The 16,536-nt window shown below is 61.9% G+C and carries 13 protein-coding genes; 5 read left to right on the forward strand and 8 right to left on the reverse strand.

The features are described from left to right. Nucleotides 1-17: 17 nt before the first annotated feature. From lpxK to SSPSH_RS17110, 7 genes are all read right to left on the reverse strand, one after another. Entirely contained in the window at nucleotides 18-1,004 is a 987-nt protein-coding gene (lpxK, locus tag SSPSH_RS17080; protein WP_006913928.1) for a tetraacyldisaccharide 4'-kinase, read from the reverse strand. Nucleotides 1,005-1,147: 143 nt separating this feature from the next. Continuing rightward, on the reverse strand, nucleotides 1,148-2,854 hold the full coding sequence (gene msbA / locus SSPSH_RS17085; RefSeq protein ID WP_202962199.1) for a lipid A export permease/ATP-binding protein MsbA: 1,707 nt from the start codon (nucleotides 2,852-2,854) through the stop codon (nucleotides 1,148-1,150). Between the two features lie 115 nt (nucleotides 2,855-2,969). Further along, nucleotides 2,970-3,380 carry an ExbD/TolR family protein gene (locus SSPSH_RS17090; RefSeq protein ID WP_006913930.1) on the reverse strand — a complete coding sequence of 137 codons (411 nt, stop codon included), beginning with the start codon at nucleotides 3,378-3,380 and terminating at the stop codon, nucleotides 2,970-2,972. Beyond that, on the reverse strand, nucleotides 3,377-3,988 hold the full coding sequence (locus SSPSH_RS17095) for a MotA/TolQ/ExbB proton channel family protein (protein ID WP_006913931.1): 612 nt from the start codon (nucleotides 3,986-3,988) through the stop codon (nucleotides 3,377-3,379). Before SSPSH_RS17095 ends, SSPSH_RS17090 begins: the two co-directional genes overlap by 4 nt. A gap of 86 nt (nucleotides 3,989-4,074) precedes the next feature. Next, complete coding sequence (locus SSPSH_RS17100) at nucleotides 4,075-6,396, reverse strand: DNA internalization-related competence protein ComEC/Rec2 (protein ID WP_021031936.1); 2,322 nt, start codon at nucleotides 6,394-6,396, stop codon at nucleotides 4,075-4,077. Between the two features lie 116 nt (nucleotides 6,397-6,512). Continuing rightward, entirely contained in the window at nucleotides 6,513-7,229 is a 717-nt protein-coding gene (lolD, locus tag SSPSH_RS17105; RefSeq protein WP_006913933.1) for a lipoprotein-releasing ABC transporter ATP-binding protein LolD, read from the reverse strand. Beyond that, on the reverse strand, nucleotides 7,222-8,472 hold the full coding sequence (locus SSPSH_RS17110; protein WP_006913934.1) for a lipoprotein-releasing ABC transporter permease subunit: 1,251 nt from the start codon (nucleotides 8,470-8,472) through the stop codon (nucleotides 7,222-7,224). The genes lolD and SSPSH_RS17110 overlap by 8 nt, the downstream gene beginning before the upstream one ends. Nucleotides 8,473-8,600: 128 nt before the next feature. On the opposite strand from SSPSH_RS17110, the gene SSPSH_RS18180 reads away from it, so the two are divergent. From SSPSH_RS18180 to SSPSH_RS17135, 5 genes are all read left to right on the forward strand, one after another. Then, entirely contained in the window at nucleotides 8,601-8,966 is a 366-nt protein-coding gene (locus SSPSH_RS18180; RefSeq protein ID WP_006913935.1) for a hypothetical protein, read from the forward strand. Beyond that, on the forward strand, nucleotides 8,966-10,000 hold the full coding sequence (locus tag SSPSH_RS17120; RefSeq protein ID WP_006913936.1) for an agmatine deiminase family protein: 1,035 nt from the start codon (nucleotides 8,966-8,968) through the stop codon (nucleotides 9,998-10,000). The genes SSPSH_RS18180 and SSPSH_RS17120 overlap by 1 nt, the downstream gene beginning before the upstream one ends. Further along, complete coding sequence (locus SSPSH_RS17125; protein ID WP_006913937.1) at nucleotides 9,997-10,881, forward strand: carbon-nitrogen hydrolase; 885 nt, start codon at nucleotides 9,997-9,999, stop codon at nucleotides 10,879-10,881. Before SSPSH_RS17120 ends, SSPSH_RS17125 begins: the two co-directional genes overlap by 4 nt. A 104-nt stretch (nucleotides 10,882-10,985) precedes the next feature. After that, entirely contained in the window at nucleotides 10,986-14,483 is a 3,498-nt protein-coding gene (mfd, locus tag SSPSH_RS17130) for a transcription-repair coupling factor (RefSeq protein WP_006913938.1), read from the forward strand. A 361-nt stretch (nucleotides 14,484-14,844) separates the two neighbouring features. Further along, the gene (locus tag SSPSH_RS17135) at nucleotides 14,845-15,678 is read left to right on the forward strand and encodes a hypothetical protein (RefSeq protein WP_006913939.1); all 834 of its coding nucleotides are present in this window, start codon (nucleotides 14,845-14,847) and stop codon (nucleotides 15,676-15,678) included. Between the two features lie 486 nt (nucleotides 15,679-16,164). On the opposite strand, the gene SSPSH_RS19035 is transcribed toward SSPSH_RS17135, so the two are convergent. Beyond that, a partial coding sequence (locus SSPSH_RS19035) for a hypothetical protein (protein WP_006913940.1) occupies nucleotides 16,165-16,536 on the reverse strand: 372 nt, incomplete at its 5' end.

Consider the following 16,536-nt stretch of genomic DNA (forward strand, 5'->3'; position numbering starts at 1 on the left):
GGCGGTAAAATTCTTGTTCAGCCTGCGCGTGCTGTATCAATCAGTCGATCGAGCAACGTATCGATACGCGCTTCGCAGGCCGGGCTGAACGTGACGCGAACCGGCACCTGCCAGTAACGCGGCGCGTCGGCAAAGGCCGCACATTTCACCGCGTCCTTGCAGGTCATGAGGACCGGGTAGTCGTCTTCGAAGTCGAGATCGGTCGCGCGGTAGCGATGATGATCGGGCATCGGGTGTTCGATGACTTCCAGCCCTTCGCGTCGGAGCATGTCGAAAAACCGGCGTGGGTCGCCGATACCGGCGATCGCATGCACCGGCGTGCCGACAAACTGCGACAATGGCCGCGTTACTTCGTCGGCCGCCACCGGCGTGGCATGCCCCGGGGCCAGCCAGAAATCGGCGTTCTCGCCGTGCACGAGCGACAGATCGACCGATTCAAGCCGGGCGCGCGGTTCGCGCAGCGGTCCTGCCGGCAGCAGACGACCGTTGCCCAGACCACGGCGCGCGTCAGTCACCGCGATCTCTGCATCGCGTCGAAGCGCGTAGTGTTGCAGCCCATCGTCCGCAATCACGATATCCACTCCCTGCTTGACCAACCGTCGCGCACCACGCGGTCGGCGCGGGTCCACGACCACACGCGCGCTCGATTGCATCGCCATCATCACCGGCTCATCGCCGGCGCTCGCGGCGGCCGTGTGCTTATCCACATCCAGCGGATAGCGATCGGATTGCCCGCCGTAGCCGCGCGATACAACACCCACCCGCACCCCGCGCGCCTGCAGCTTATCGATCAGTGCGAGCGTAAGCGGCGTCTTGCCACTTCCCCCGACCGTGATATTGCCGACGACAAGCACCGGCACACCCACGGCCTCGCTGGCCAGCCAACCGCGTCGATAAAGCTGGCGGCGCAGATCGACTACCCGGCCGAAGAGCCAGGCCAGCGGGCGCAACACGGGCCATGCGCCGTTGCGGGCATACCAACTGCGCTCAAGGGCGGCGCGCATCGCCCCTCACAACACGGTTCTGTGCGAGCGGCAATCGCGCCGTACAGCTTTTCCCGAACCCCGCATCGCGCCCCTGTGCGTCGCTCGCTGGCTCCATCGAACTAAACTCCCGGACGCGGCGGCTGCACTTGCAGAACAGCCACTCAGTCAGGCCGCGCGAACTGGATATCGTGCAAACCGCGATAATGACCGCCGATCTGCATCAGTTCGCTGTGTGTTCCCTTTTCAACCAGTTCGCCGTCATGCATGACAACGATCAGATCGGCGTCCTGAATGGTCGACAGGCGATGGGCGATCACCAGGGTCGTGCGATCGCGCATGAGCACGTCGAGCCCCTTCTGGATGGCCTTTTCCGACTCGGTATCCAGCGCCGAGGTCGCCTCATCCAGAATCAGAATCGGCGAATCCTTGAGCAGTGCGCGCGCGATGGCGATACGCTGGCGCTGGCCGCCCGAGAGCATGATGCCGTTCTGGCCGACCAGCGTGTCATAACCCTTCGGCAGCGACTGAATGAACTCATCTGCATAGGCGCGACGGGCCGCATCGACCACAGTCTCGCGATCGGCATCGCCAAGCGCGCCATAGGCAATATTGCCCGCCACGGTATCGTTGAAGAGGATGACGTTCTGGTCCACGAGGCTGATCTGCTGGCGCAGATCATTCATCCGATATTCGGTGAGATCGTGGCCATCCAGGCGAATGCTGCCCTCGCCATAGTCGTAGAAGCGCGGCAACAGCGACAGCAACGTGGATTTGCCGCTCCCGGAACGACCGACGAACGCGACCGTCTGGCCCGGCTTCACCTCGAAACTGATATCGCGCAGCACATCGGTTTCGGTTCGCGGATAGCGAAATGTCAGTTCGCGCACCTCGATATGGCCTTTCGCCCGATCGATCGCGAGGGTGCCGTTATCGTTCTCGGTCGGCTCGTCGATCAGCTCGAAAATCGCACCCGCAGCGGCCATGCCCGCCTGGATCGTGGCATTGACGCTGGTCAGACGCTTGATCGGACCCATCATCGCCATCATCGCGCCGAAGAACGCAGCCAGATCGCCCGGCGACATGATGCCACCGCCGGTGTCGCGTACGGCAACCGACACGACGAAGGCCACGGCAAACGCAGCAATCAGCTGGATCACCGGCACGCTGGCCGCACTGGTGGTGGCCTTGCGCATCGACATGCGTCGATTACGTTCGTTGATCCGGTCGAAGGCCTGGCGTTCGCGTTCTTCGCCGCCGAAGACCTTTACAACCCGTTGGCCGGTGAGCACTTCTTCACTCACGTGGGTGATATCGCTCATCGACTGCTGAATGCTCACACTATAGCGTCGGAACCGCTTCGACACATGGCTGATGATGATCGCAATGAGGGGGCCGATAACCAGCGTGATCAAGGCCAGGGACCAGTTGATCCAGAACATCAAAAACGTAAAGCCCACGATCCGGAGCGTATCCTGGATCATGATGGTGATGGCGCTGGTCGCCGCTCCGGAAATCTGGCCGGTGTAATAAGTCAGCTTCGCGGTGGTCTTGCCGGTCGAGTTCGCATCAAAAAAGCTGGACGGCAAACGCAGGAATTGCGCGAATATATCGCTACGCACGTTGTAGATGACGCGATTGGCCACCCACGACATACCATAGCTCGAACAGAATCCGAACACGCCGCGAAACAGGAACAGTACGAGCATGAACGCCGGAATCCAGCGGATCATCCACGGATCACGATCAACGATGCTGCCATCGAGCAGCGGCTTAAGGATATATATCAGTGCCGTATCGGCCGCTGCATAACCGGCCATACCAAGTGCGGCGATGCCCAGCCATTTCTTGTGGCGCCAGGTATAACGCAAAAGGCGAGGATAGATCTCGCCAATCGGCATGTTTGTTTCGAATTTCTGTCGCGCCAAGATCAGGGCCTATACGTGAAAGTGAAATACCCGACGCCCGCGGCGCCGGGCCATATTGTCAGCGTTTGTCGCTACGGGTCGCAATTTCGACACGTTCGAACGCAGCTTGCGATGCGGCATCCATAGCCTGCACCACCGCCGCATGACTTGCGGCCCCGTCCGCACGCACACGCAGCGCGCGGTCCGGATATTGCGCGCGCAGCGACGCGAGAGAGGCGACCAATTCATTCGCGCCAGTGCTACGCCCATCAACGCGGTAAGCACCATCGGCATCGATATCGACGATCACCGCCTCGGTACTGGCCATCGGCTGAGCGCTCGCCGCCGCGGGTAGCTCCAGCCGCAGATCCGTTTCGTCAACGAAACGACTCGACACCATGAAAAAGATCAGCAGCAAAAACACCACATCGATCAGCGGGGTAAGGTTAACCGACGGCTCCTGGTCCGTTGCGCGACGTACGAACTTCATGAGTGCGGCGTATCACGCTGGTCTTCGATAAGACGCACGGCCCACTGCTCCAGCAGCAACCCGCGTTTTTCGACCAAACCGTTGAAATAGCGATACGCCACAAGTGCGGGTATCGCCACACATAGACCGGCCGCAGTAGTCACGAGCGCCTGGCCGATGCCACCCGCCAGCGCCTGGGCGTCGCCGAGACCGGTTTCCGTCATCGTCGCGAATATGCGGATCATGCCGGCGACCGTACCCAGCAAACCAAGCAAGGGTGTGATGGCGGCAATGGTGCCCAGCGTATTCAGATAGCGTGCCATATCGTGACCGGCCTGGCGCCCGGCTTCCTCGATCCGCTCGCGGCGGATATCGGTACTTTCGGCGCGGGTGGCCACAACGGCTGCCCACACGCGCCCGAGCGGGCTATGCGCCTCCAGCGACTGTCGATCCGCGTTCGATAGCGCGGGCGAACGCGCCAGCTGCTCGCGCTGTTCAAGCAGCGGTGGCGGCGCAATACGCTGCGCACGCAGCGCCCAGACCCGTTCGATCACGATCGCCAAGCCAAGCACCGAACAAATCGCGATCGGCAGCATCAGCCAACCGCCGGCCGCAAGCATTTCTGCCATGCCTTGTCCTTAGATATCAGGCAAGGCGGCATGATAAGCGTCCGGATCGATGCGGGCCACCCATACGCCCTCCGCGGCATATCGCGCTAAGGCGTATGCCATATGCGCGGCGTACGTTCGCGCCAGCGCGTCAGATCGAGCGCGGGTGTGTCTGCGGTGATGTTCAATTCGATAGCGCCCGACACCGCGGTATTGACCACCTTCGCACCCGTGGCTTCGAATCGTTTTACAACGGCGCGGTCGGGAAAGCCCCAACGGTTGTGCCAGCCGGCCGACACCAATGCGACGTCCGGCGCGACCGCATCGATAAAAGCTTTCGAACTGGAACTGGCGCTGCCGTGGTGGGCGACGACGAGTACGTCGGCCGCAAGTTCTTCCGGGTTACGCTGGACCAAGCGCTGTTCGGTCGCCGCTTCGATATCGCCCGGCAGCAGAACACGTGTACCGCGCGCATCGATACGCAGTACACAGGAACGTGCGTTATTGGCCATGGCCGGGTTGATATCGGTATCGCGCGGGTAAAGCATCTCGAAATCCACATCGTCCCAATGCCATCGCTGGCCGCTGCGGCACGGATGCGCACTACCGGCGCCGACACGCCGGCGCACATCCAGCCCCGCCACGATCGCTTTCGCCCCGCCCATATGATCCAGATCGCTATGACTGACCATGAGCGTATCGACACGTGAGCGCCCGACGTGGCGAAGATACGGCACTACAAAAGCCTCACCGGCGTTAAAACCGGTGCGATAGGCTGGTCCGGCGTCATAAACCAGCGTATGCGTGCGCGTACGCACGACCACTGCCAGCCCCTGGCCCACATCCAGCACGGTCAACCGCAAGGCGCCCGGCGCGATTGAATCGACAGCCGGTCGCCAGCCCATCAGCGCGGGCAGAATAAATACTGGCGCAAGCCAACGGCCCGGAAGACCACGCGGCATGGCCAGCAGCACGATGGCGAGAATGGCCAGCACCAGAGCGGCCGCGCCCGGCACCACCGGCTGCACCGTGGCCCATGGCCAATCGGCCACTGCCCTCAGCGCCGGCCACGCCCAGCCGAGCGCCGTAGCGATGGCAGCGAGCAGCGGCCCGCCGACGGGCGGCACGATCAAAGCCGCAATGGTGACGATCAACAACAACGGAACGAACACGACGGCCGATGGAATCAGTAGCGCATTGACCAGCGGCGCGACCAGCGACGCCTGCCCGAAGAACCAAGCGCCCAACGGCGCGAGCCCCGCCACGAGACCCAGCTGCAGCGCGATGAAGCCGGCTATGCGCCGACGGCTGGCAAACCGCGCGAGATAGACCAACCACGCCACCGCGCCAAACGAAAGCCAGAACCCGGGCGTGATCACCGACACCGGCGCCCACAGCACCACGGCGATTGCAGCCAAGGCAAGAATCCGGGATATGGCAATACGACGCATCGTCACCACCGCCAACAAACCCGCGGCGACCATCACCAGCGCGCGTTGCGTGGGCAGTGCAAAGCCGGCCAGTAACGCATAAACAACCGCACCGGCCAACGCCACCCCACCGGCGAGCACCGTGGTCGGCGCACGCGGCCATAGCCACAACAGCAACCAACGTACGAGCGCATATAACCACGCCGCGATCAGGCCGATATGCAGACCGGAAATTGCGACCAGATGAGACGTGCCGGTCGCCCGCAGGACCGACCATTGTTCATCGCTGATGGCGTCGCGAATCCCGAGCGTGAGTGCCGCAACGATGCCTTTCATCGACGAACCGTCGAGAAACGGCTCGATACGATGCATCGCCAATGCACGCAGGCGGTCGATCGAGGTTTTCGGCGGCGTCTCGCAGCGTTTTGCCTGGCGGATATAGCCCGTGGCATCAATACGTTCGCGCCAGAGCCATGCTTCGTAATCGAACGTACCGGGGTTGGCCGATCCGTGCGGCGTATCCAGCTTGAACGCGCCCGTCAAGCAATCGCCCGGCAGCAGGTCGTCTGCGTGTTCATACCAGGACAGACGCAGCCGATAAGGCGGCGTATCGCGCGCCAGCACAAAGCGCGTACGATACGCCTCGTAGGCTACGATACCGGCGACATGGCCCGTCATCGTGACCGTCTCCCCGGTGCGTTCGACCGGCCAGCGTGAGGCCAGCTGCTGCTGGATACCGAAACTCGTCCAGGCGGCCCCGCACAATGCAACCAATAGCAGACCACGGCCCGGCCACCGCCCGAAACAAAGCAGCAAAAGCGCACCAATCAGCCATAAGGGCACCGGCTCGGCCTGCAGATAGGCCACGCCGACCGCAGCAATCAATGCAAGCGCCAACCAGCGCGGATCGCGTTCGGCTGAACACAGCGCGCGAGCGATCAGGTGCACCGGCGCAATACGCGTGTGAGCCGCTTGTAACGCTGTCGACTGGCCCCTCATCCCTACCCCGGCGCTTCAAAAAACGCGCTCTTTGGGTTATGGGGTCAGCGTAGCGCTTATCGCGAGGCGCGCAACTTCCGGCTGATCAACTTCGGGTTATCGGCAGGCCCCGGGGTTTAAGCGAAAGCGCTCGCCTGCGCCGGCGACAGCCGACCATCGGCCAAGCTCCAGACCTGGTCCATACGCTGGGCGAGTTCGCGATCGTGGGTAACCATGACCAGACTCGTATTCATCGAGGCGTTGAGCTCCAGCATCATGTCGAACACGCTCGACGCGGTGCGATGGTCGAGATTACCGGTCGGTTCGTCGGCAAGAATACAGGCCGGGCGCGTGACCAGCGCCCGTGCAACGGCCGCGCGCTGGCGCTCGCCGCCCGACAGTTCGGTCGGCTTGTGATCGAGCCGGTCGCCCAGCCCGACCTTGCGCAACAGATCGCGCGCTTCATCCAGGGCCTTTTTCGGCGGCCCGCGGCGGATCAGCAGCGGCATCGCCACGTTCTCCACCGTGGTGAATTCAGGCAACAGATGATGAAACTGATAGATGAAGCCAAGCTTCTCGTTTCGCAGCTTGCCGCGTGCGGCATTGGAGAGCGTGGTCATATCCCGCCCGGCGATACGGATCTCGCCACGCGTGGGCACATCGAGCCCGCCCAGCAGATGTAACAACGTCGACTTGCCCGAGCCGGACGCGCCGATCACCGCAATCTTGGCGCCCGGCGCGACATCCAGATTGATGTTGTCGAGCACGGTGACCGGCTCGCGTACTTCCGTGAACGTCTTGGACAGGTTCGTGCAGCCCAGCACGCTCGTCGTCGATTCCGTGGTGTTACTCATAACGCAGCGCCTCGGCCGGTTGTACACGGGCCGCACGCCACGCGGGGTAAAGCGTCGACAGGAACGACAGCACCAGCGACAGCAACGCGATTTTCACTACGTCACTTTCATGCAGCTCTGCCTTGAGCTGGCTGATGTAGTACACATCGGCCGACAGCAGATCCGTGTTCAGCAGCTTTTCGAGCATGGGCACGATGTGTTCGATGTTGATCGATAGCAGCACGCCCAGCGCCACGCCCACGACGGTGCCGATCACCCCGATCAGCGAGCCCTGCACCATGAAGATGGCCATCACCGACTTCGGCGACATACCCAGTGTGCGCAGAATGGCGATATCGCCCTGCTTGTCGGTCACCACCATCACCAGCATGGAGACGATATTGAACGCGGCCACCGCAATGATCAGACTCAGGATGATGAACATCACCGTTTTTTCAGTCGCGATGGCATGGAAGAAATTGGCGTGCTGGCGGGTCCAGTCGGAGACGCGCTTGCCGGGATCCAGCATCACTTCGAGCTGACGACTCACGCTGGGCGCATCGAACATGTCTTTCAGATGCAGCCGTACGCCGGTGACACCGTCCTTCATGTTGTAGAGCGTGGCGGCATCCCCCATATGGATCATGACCATGCCACGGTCGTACTCGTACATGCCGACCTGGAAAATACCGCCCACGGTAAAGCGCCGAAAGCGCGGCACAATCCCGGCCGGTGTGATATTAGCTTCGGGGATCATCAAATCGATCTTGTCGCCAAGACCCACACCCAGAATCGCTGCCAGCTCTGCGCCGATGACGATGCGGTACTTGCCTTTTTCAAGCGATTCGAAGTCGCCTGCCACCATATGATCGGCCACGTCCGAGACATTGCGCTCCTGCTCGGGCAGCACGCCGCGGATCATGGTGCCGGCCATATTACGACCCGTGCGCACCATGCCCTCGCCGCTGATATAGGGCGCAGCGCCATTCACATCGGCAACCCTTTCATCGACCTGGTTTTCTACGTCCTGCCAATTCTGAAGCGCGCCGCGTCCGCCCGAGATTTCGACATGCGAAGCCATGCCGAGAATACGGTCACGCAGCTCGGCTTCGAAACCGTTCATCACCGACAACACGGTAATCAACAGCATCACGGCGAGCGCGATCCCGCCCATCGAGATGGACGAGATGAAGGAGATGAAATGGTTGCGCCGCTTGGCCCGCGTATATTTCAGGCCGGCGTAGAGTTCTAGGGGTCTAAACATTGGCGCGCATTAAAGCATAATGACAATCATCGGCGCAGGGGGTCTGCGGCCGAAAACCATCGTCGGGGGTTTTAGTCATGCGCATGAGAACGTCTCTGCTTGTTTTAGTTCAGCTTTCGGGTCTAGTTTTGATTAACGGCGCGGCGGCTGCGCAGTCGAACAACGGTTACGCCAACGACACGATGGCCGATGGCAGCGCCGACCCAACACAGACGCGCGGCACCGTGCTCGATATGCCGGCGGGCGAAAACACGGTTCAGGGCGCCGCAACGCCGCGACCGAGCACGCCGCCGCGCGGCATGACCAAAGCGCGCGTGCGTCAGCAGTACGGCGAACCGCAGAGCAAGAGCCAGCCGGTCGGCAATCCGCCGATCACCCGCTGGGACTATCCCGGCTATCGCCTCTACTTCGAATACGACCATGTCCTGCATGCGGTGGTACCGGAACATTTCGAACCGGTCGCACACGGCGACGAACTTCAGTCAGCAAATTAATGGTCGAACGTATCCTGCCACCCGAGTGGGCGGCACAGCAGGCAACGGTTCTGGTATGGCCGCGCCGCGACGGCGACTGGGGCAGCGGGCTCGCCGCCGCTCGGGACGCGATCGCCGAACTCGCCGCCACCCTGTGCTGCTACCAGAGCGTGATTCTGGCCGCGGCCGATGCGGAATGCGCGCAGGCTATCGCTGCGCACGACCGTCTTGCCGGTCTGACGCGGCTGACCGTGCTCGACGTACCCAATGACGATATCTGGGCGCGCGACACCGGCCCGATCACCGTCTTCGACGATGGCCGGCGGCATTTTCTGGATTTCCGTTTCGATGGCTGGGGCGGACAGTTCGAAGCCAGCCGCGACGATGCCTTTACCGCGGCGCTGCATGCGACCGGTGCGCTCGGCGCCGGGCTGATCGAGCGCCACGAGATCACGCTCGAAGGCGGCAGTATCGAGTCGAATGGCGCCGGCGCGCTGCTGACCACCGAGCGTTGTCTACTGCAAGGTCGGCGCAACGCGGATTTCGACCGAGTACGCGCGGCCGCCGCCCTGGCCAGTGCGCTCGGCGTACAAACCGTGCACTGGCTGACCGAGGGTGATCTGATCGGTGACGACACCGACGGCCATATCGACACCCTCGCTCGCTTTGTCGCCGCGGATACGATTGCCTATCAGGGCTGTCGCGACGAAACCGACGCACACCACGCCGCGCTTGCCGCGATGGCCCAGGAACTCGCCGCTCTGCGCGATACCAGTGGCCAGCGCTACCGTCTGGTCGAACTGCCACTGCCCGCCCCCGTTTACGATCCGGACGACGGCCACCGCCTGCCCGCCGGCTATGCCAACTTTCTGATCGCCAACGGCTGTGTGGTCATGCCGGCATTCGATGACCCGGCCGATGACACCGCGCGCGACATTATTGCCGAGCTTTTTCCGGACCGTGAGATTCGCGCCGTCGATAGCCGCGCCTTGATTCGCCAGCACGGCGGCCTCCATTGTGCAGCCATGCAAATTCCTGCCGAGTTGTCCAGATGAGCCACCAATCCCCCCTGCGCGTTGCCGTTGCGCAATACGCCTGCACGCCCAAGCCGGCCACCAATCTGGATACCGCGGTCGCGCATATCGAACAGGCAGGCGCCGCGGGCGCGAAACTCGTTCTGCTGCCCGAACTGCATAACACGCCCTATTTCTGCCAGCGTGAAGACCCGGCGCTGTTCGATCTGGCCGAGCCGATTCCCGGCCCGTCCACCAAACGCCTGGCTACTGCAGCACGCGAGGCCGGCGTCGTGGTCGTCGCCTCGCTATTCGAACGGCGTGCAGCCGGCCTGTATCACAACACCGCCGTGGTGCTGGATGCCGACGGCTCGATCGCCGGGCGCTATCGCAAGATGCATATCCCGGACGACCCGGAATATTACGAAAAATACTATTTCACCCCCGGCGATCTCGGCTTTACCCCCATCGATACGTCGATAGGCCGTCTCGGCGTACTCGTGTGCTGGGATCAGTGGTATCCGGAAGCTGCACGGCTCATGGCCCTGGCCGACGCGGATTTGCTGATCTATCCATCTGCGATCGGGTGGGACGACGCCACGGACGACAGTGCCGAACAGAAGCGCCAGCTCGACGCCTGGCAAGGGGTACAACGCGGCCATGCCATTGCCAACGGCCTGGCCGTGGTCACGTCCAACCGTGTCGGGATCGAAGGTGATAACGGCACCGAGATCCGCTTCTGGGGGCACAGCTTCGTGTTCGGCCCACAGGGCGAAACGCTGGCCGAGGCCGGCGAAGCGGGCGAATTGCTTCTCGCCGATATCGACCTGCATCGCACCGAGGCGGTACGACGTATCTGGCCGTTTCTGCGCGACCGGCGGATCGATGCCTTCGACGATATCACCCGCCGCTTTCGCGACTGAAGGCCGAGCGCGGCGCGCCATGGCTGCCCGTCCGCTACCGTTTAACAAACTCGTTATCCCATGCCCGCGCGTGACCCCGTGTATGCAATAATCCGCCGCCTGAAATGGCTGCTGTAACCGAAAACAACGCAACCGTCCGCGCGCTGGCACCGCCCGCGCTGCGCGTCGGTGCGCACGATTCCTGGCAGGGCCTGCATGGCTGTGCCACCTCGATCGCGCTCGCCCAGGCCGCACAGGCACGCGACGGACTGACCGTGGCCGTGGTGGCGGACGAGCACCGTGCCTACCGCCTGGAAGAAGAACTCCGCTTCTTCACCGACGAAAACCTCGCCGTGCGCCATTTCCCGGATTGGGAAACGCTGCCCTACGATGTGTTTTCGCCGCATGCGGACATCATCTCCGAACGCTTGGCGCTGCTGCATAGCCTGCCCGGCATGGCGCGCGGCATTCTGATCATCGCCGCCGATACGCTGGTCCAGCCCCTGCCGCCGACCACCTTCGTCGATGCGCGCGCGATGGTGTTCCAGGTGGGCGACACGCTCGATTTTCATGCCTTGCGCGAGCGCTTGGAAGCGGCCGGTTATGCGGCCGTCTCGGAAGTGCGCACCCACGGCGAGTACGCGATTCGCGGTGCGGTGATGGATCTTTACCCGATGGGCTCGACCACACCCTATCGGCTGGATCTGTTCGACGACGAAATCGACACCATCCGCGCCTTCGATGCCGATTCGCAGCGCTCGACCGACAAACTGGACTCGATCCGTCTGCTACCGGCGCGCGAATTCCCGCTCGACGAAGACGCGATCAAGGCGTTTCGTGCCCGCTATCGGCAGCGCTTCGAGGGCGACCCTGGCGCGAGCGTGATCTATCGCGATGTCTCGCGCGGCATTCCGCCGGGCGGCATCGAGTCTTATCTCAACCTGTTCTTCGATGAAACGGCCTCGCTTTTCGATTATTTGCCCGACGATACGGCGATCGTGGAACTTGGCGACGTCGACGAGGCGCTCGCCACGGCCTGGCGCTCGATCGAATCGCGTCATGAACAGCGCAGCGTCGACCCCGAACGTCCGTTGCTCGCCCCCGACGAAGCTTTCGTCACACCGCAACGTCTACGGTCCGGCCTGGATGCGCTCACCGCCGCCCGGATCGTCGACAATGCAGTCTCGGCCGAGGCGATATTCGATGTCACGCCCGTGCCGCCGTTGTCGGGTGCGGATATTGCGGCGACCGGCCGTGCGCTGCGTGCCTTCTTCGACGACTTCGATGGCCGCATCCTCATCACCGGCGACTCGGCCGGCCGTCGCGAGGCGATGCGCGACTGGCTGACGTCGCTTGGGCTGGCGCCCGCACGCGCCGAAGGCTGGTCCGACTTCGTCGGTCACAACAAACATATTGCGGTGACCAGCGCACCGCTGGAAGCCGGCGCGATTCTGACCGGCGATGCAATCGCCATTATTTCGGAAAGCCAGCTCACCGGGAGCCGCCCGCCGGCCAAGAAGCGTCGGCGTGTCACCCGCGACCCGGAAACGGCGATTCGCGAACTCACCGATCTCGCGCCGGGCGCGCCGGTGGTGCATCAGGACAATGGCGTCGGCCGCTACAAGGGCCTGCAGAAGCTCTCCGCCGGTGGCGTGGAAAACGAATTCGTCACCATCGAATATGCCGGCGGCGATCTGCTCTATGTGCCGGTGGCGTCGCTGCATCTGGTACATCGCTTTACCGGCGCCGACGCCGAAACCGCGCCGCTACACCGGCTGGGCAACGACCGCTGGGCCAAGGCGCGCAAGAAAGCCGCCAAGCGCGCCCGTGACGTGGCGGCCGAACTGCTGGAAATTCAGGCCCGACGCGCTGCGCGTGAAGGCGTATCGATGGTGGCCGACGCCGACGACTATGCCCGTTTCGCCGCTGGCTTCGCCTTCGAGGAAACACCGGACCAGCAACGCGCCATCGACGAAGTGCTCGCCGATCTGGCCAAGAGCACGCCCATGGACCGCGTGGTCTGTGGCGACGTGGGCTTTGGCAAGACCGAGGTCGCCCTGCGCGCGGCATTTGCTGCGATATCGGCCGGCTATCAGGTCTGTGTCCTGGTGCCGACCACCCTGCTCGCCCAGCAGCATTACCAGAACTTTGCCGATCGTTTTGCCGACTGGCCGGTGAAGGTCGCCGCCCTGTCGCGCCTGCGCACCGGCAAACAGCGCGACGAACTGCTCGAAGAGATGGCGGCCGGCAAGCTGGATATCGTGATCGGCACGCACCGGCTGCTGCAAAAGGATATCCGCTTCAAGAAGCTCGGCGTGCTCATCGTCGACGAAGAACACCGCTTCGGCGTGCGCCACAAGGAACGCATCAAGAGCCTGCGTGCCCAGGTCGATCTGCTCACACTCACCGCCACGCCGATTCCGCGTACGCTTAATATGAGCCTGTCCGGGCTGCGCGATCTGTCGATCATCGCCACGCCGCCCGAGTCGCGCCTGGCGATTCAGACCTTCGTATCGCGCCAGGATACCGCCCTCATCCAGGAAGCCGTCCGCCGTGAAATGCGCCGCGGCGGCCAGGTCTATTACCTGCATAACAAGGTCAAGGATATCGAGCGCAAGGCGCGCGATCTCGCCGCCATCCTGCCCGAAGCCCGTATTCGCGTGGCCCATGGCCAGATGCACGAGCGCGAACTCGAAGCCGCCATGCTCGATTTCTATCATCGCCGCTTCGATATCCTGCTGTGTACCACGATCGTGGAATCCGGCATCGACGTGCCCAGCGCCAACACCATCATCATCGACCGCGCCGATACCTTCGGCCTCGCCCAGCTGCATCAGCTGCGCGGTCGCGTGGGGCGGTCGCACCATCGCGCCTATGCTTATCTGCTGACGCCCCCAAAAGAGTCCATGACGCCGGACGCCGAAAAACGCCTCGACGCGCTCGCCTCGCTGGGCGATCTGGGCGCCGGTTTCGCGCTGGCCACGCACGACCTGGAAATCCGCGGCGCCGGCGAGCTGCTCGGCGAAGGCCAGTCGGGCCAGATTCAGGAAATCGGCTTCGATCTCTACCGGCAGATGCTCGATCGCGCCGTGGGTGCCTTCAAGCGCGGCGAAGTGCCCGAAGCGGATGCCGACGAACTGATGTCGGCCACCGAAGTGGAGCTGGGCGCGCCTGCGCTTCTGCCCGAGGAATATATCCCGGACGTGCATATCCGGCTGGTGCTCTACAAACGCATCAGCTCGGCCAAGGACGATGCCGCCCTGCGCGCGCTCAAGGTCGAGCTGATCGACCGTTTCGGCCTGCTGCCTGAAGCGACCGAAACCCTGTTCGCCGCCACCGCGCTCAAGCTCATGGCCAGCCCGCTGGCGATCGCCAAGATCGAAGCCGGGCCCGACGTCGGCCGCCTCAACTTCGCCCGTAACAGCCGTATCGACCCGGCTCGCCTGATCGCGCTCGTACAGTCCGACGCCAAACGCTACCGCTTGGAAGGCGATGCGCGGCTCGTGTTCTTCACCGACATGCCTGATGTGGAAACCCGCGTCGAACGCATTCAGACCCTGCTCGAAAAGCTGGGCGCGCCCACGGCGCGCAACGAATCGGAAGCCGCGCTGGATCAAGCGTAGGCACGGCGTTCAACGCGTTTTTTACGCCGCTCACGCCAGCTAGTTAGCCCACGGCTACACTACCCGGCTGATGAAGTATCGGCGGCTGATTATTCGCGTCCTAGGGTAAGAACGCGACGACACGCCTCTTCTGGCGAGGTCGCTCTTCGGCCAGAACCGGCCGTTCGCGCTTTAAGGACGAAGGTGCTGATTCGGAGGCTAACCGGATCGTAGTGCAGAAGAGAGGATTATCTTCAGAATCCAAGATACTGAAACTTAAGGCGCTGTCGCTGAGGTCACTCCCCGTTGCCTAGGAATGAGTGCGCTATGATCTGCACAGTCGTTGTAACCGTAATATTGCGATAAGGATGAGATTGCAGAGATGACGAATGACATAGATCCTTTTTCTGCGCGCCTAATGGCAAATCTGACGGATGTAGTACCGAACCGCCAATTCTGGTTACTTTTCAAGATCTCATCGAAAGAACGGCTGATAGCCATGCAGCGCGGCCTGTTATATATGAACAGCTTGGCCTATTTTGCTGGCATTGAAGGCGAGAGTTCAGATTCATTACGCGGCGATCCAGACGAGCCCGTGTTAGCTCGCGTACGCGGTGGCCAGCATGGCGAATATATATACAAATTTACTTTAACCGTTGGTGACGGGTCGAATAAGCAACAATTCGATGTGACCGAAAACTCCGTTATGCAAGTAACAGTTCCATCTCCAAGCAACGTGATGGTCTTCTGCTTTTCGGCTCTAGCAGATGGTTCAGACGGTACGATGCCCGGCGAAGCGAACGGTGAACTGTGGCTTGACCAGCGGCTCGAGCAATTTGGCGATCATCTACTTTTAATTAGAGACGCCCGTGTTCTATCAGACCGCATTAGTAAGGCGGTGGCAGCGCATCGCGGCCTATATGACTCGGAGTACTTCCAAGGTGGATATGGCCGAGTCGAATATGGCGATGCCGATAGTGGCCCCGAAACGCTTGGGTTGTTTCATAAACCGAAACGGTACGAGTGGCAGCGGGAGTTTCGTTTCGTGCTTGGAGCGGATCAGCGCTACCTAAACAAAAAGGGCGCCTTAGAGCTCCAAATCGGAGACATCAGCGACATTACCGATTTGATCCCTCTGCAAAAGCTTTTTGAAAGCCCTTTTAAAATCAGTCGCCGGCTAGTTAAAAAGGTCGGAGACGAGTACGTGGATGTATAGCGAAGCGGGCTACTAATAGCGACCGCTATTGAATTGGTGTCACTAGCGCCGAAACAATTTTGGTCTAAGTTCCACGGCTACATATAGACCTCCCTTCCTCAGACGGATTCCCCCTCCCGGTGCCCACCGTCGGCAGGCGGTGGCTCTGATCGCGTTACGAGTTGTGGTTAACAGGACGCTATAGGGAGGTCAGCTAACCCTGCATAAGTGGCGTCCCGCAAAGCCGCACGAATCCTTGGCCGGATACCCTTGTTAAGGATGGTTCAACAGACAGTCGTCTACTGTCCGCTATGGGTCGCAATCGACCGGAAGCGGACTTCGAAAACTCTCGATCGTGCTAGCGCCTCGTGACTCTAGACCGGCGTGCTACTCGATAGTGGGGAATGGTCGGCGAGTAAAGCGAAGCTGGATATATAGCGTTTCATGGCTACGATTCCCTTTGCTAGTGGTTCTCCTTGTCCTAAAGCGATCTGTCGATGCCGCGCTTTAAGCAATCGCGGCTTCTTGGTGACAGCGCTTTATGAGCTTTGCCGTCTGACGCGATGCGTCCTTGTCTGTAGTGAGCGAGGGAAGGTAGGAGAGGTTGGAGGGCGCAAAAAAGTCCTCTCCCGCTGCTACGAAGTCGCGGAAGACCTGCACCATGTCGCCGATGCCCAGCGCTCTAGCTGCTAGGGGGCGCAGCTTCCGTTCGCGGGCCTCTTGCCGATCCGTTTCTTCGATGGCCGAATAGACTTCTTCGATTCGCTTCCTGATTTGGCCCGGTGCCTCTCTCCAAATCTGAAGTCCTTTTAGATGGCCTATTACCTGAGTCTCTATCGGCGCGACCTTCTGCCCGCGAGCTACGCTCATTTCTGGTGT

This window comes from Salinisphaera shabanensis E1L3A (assembly GCF_000215955.2).
In the GTDB taxonomy this organism is placed as follows: Bacteria; Pseudomonadota; Gammaproteobacteria; order Nevskiales; family Salinisphaeraceae; genus Salinisphaera; species Salinisphaera shabanensis.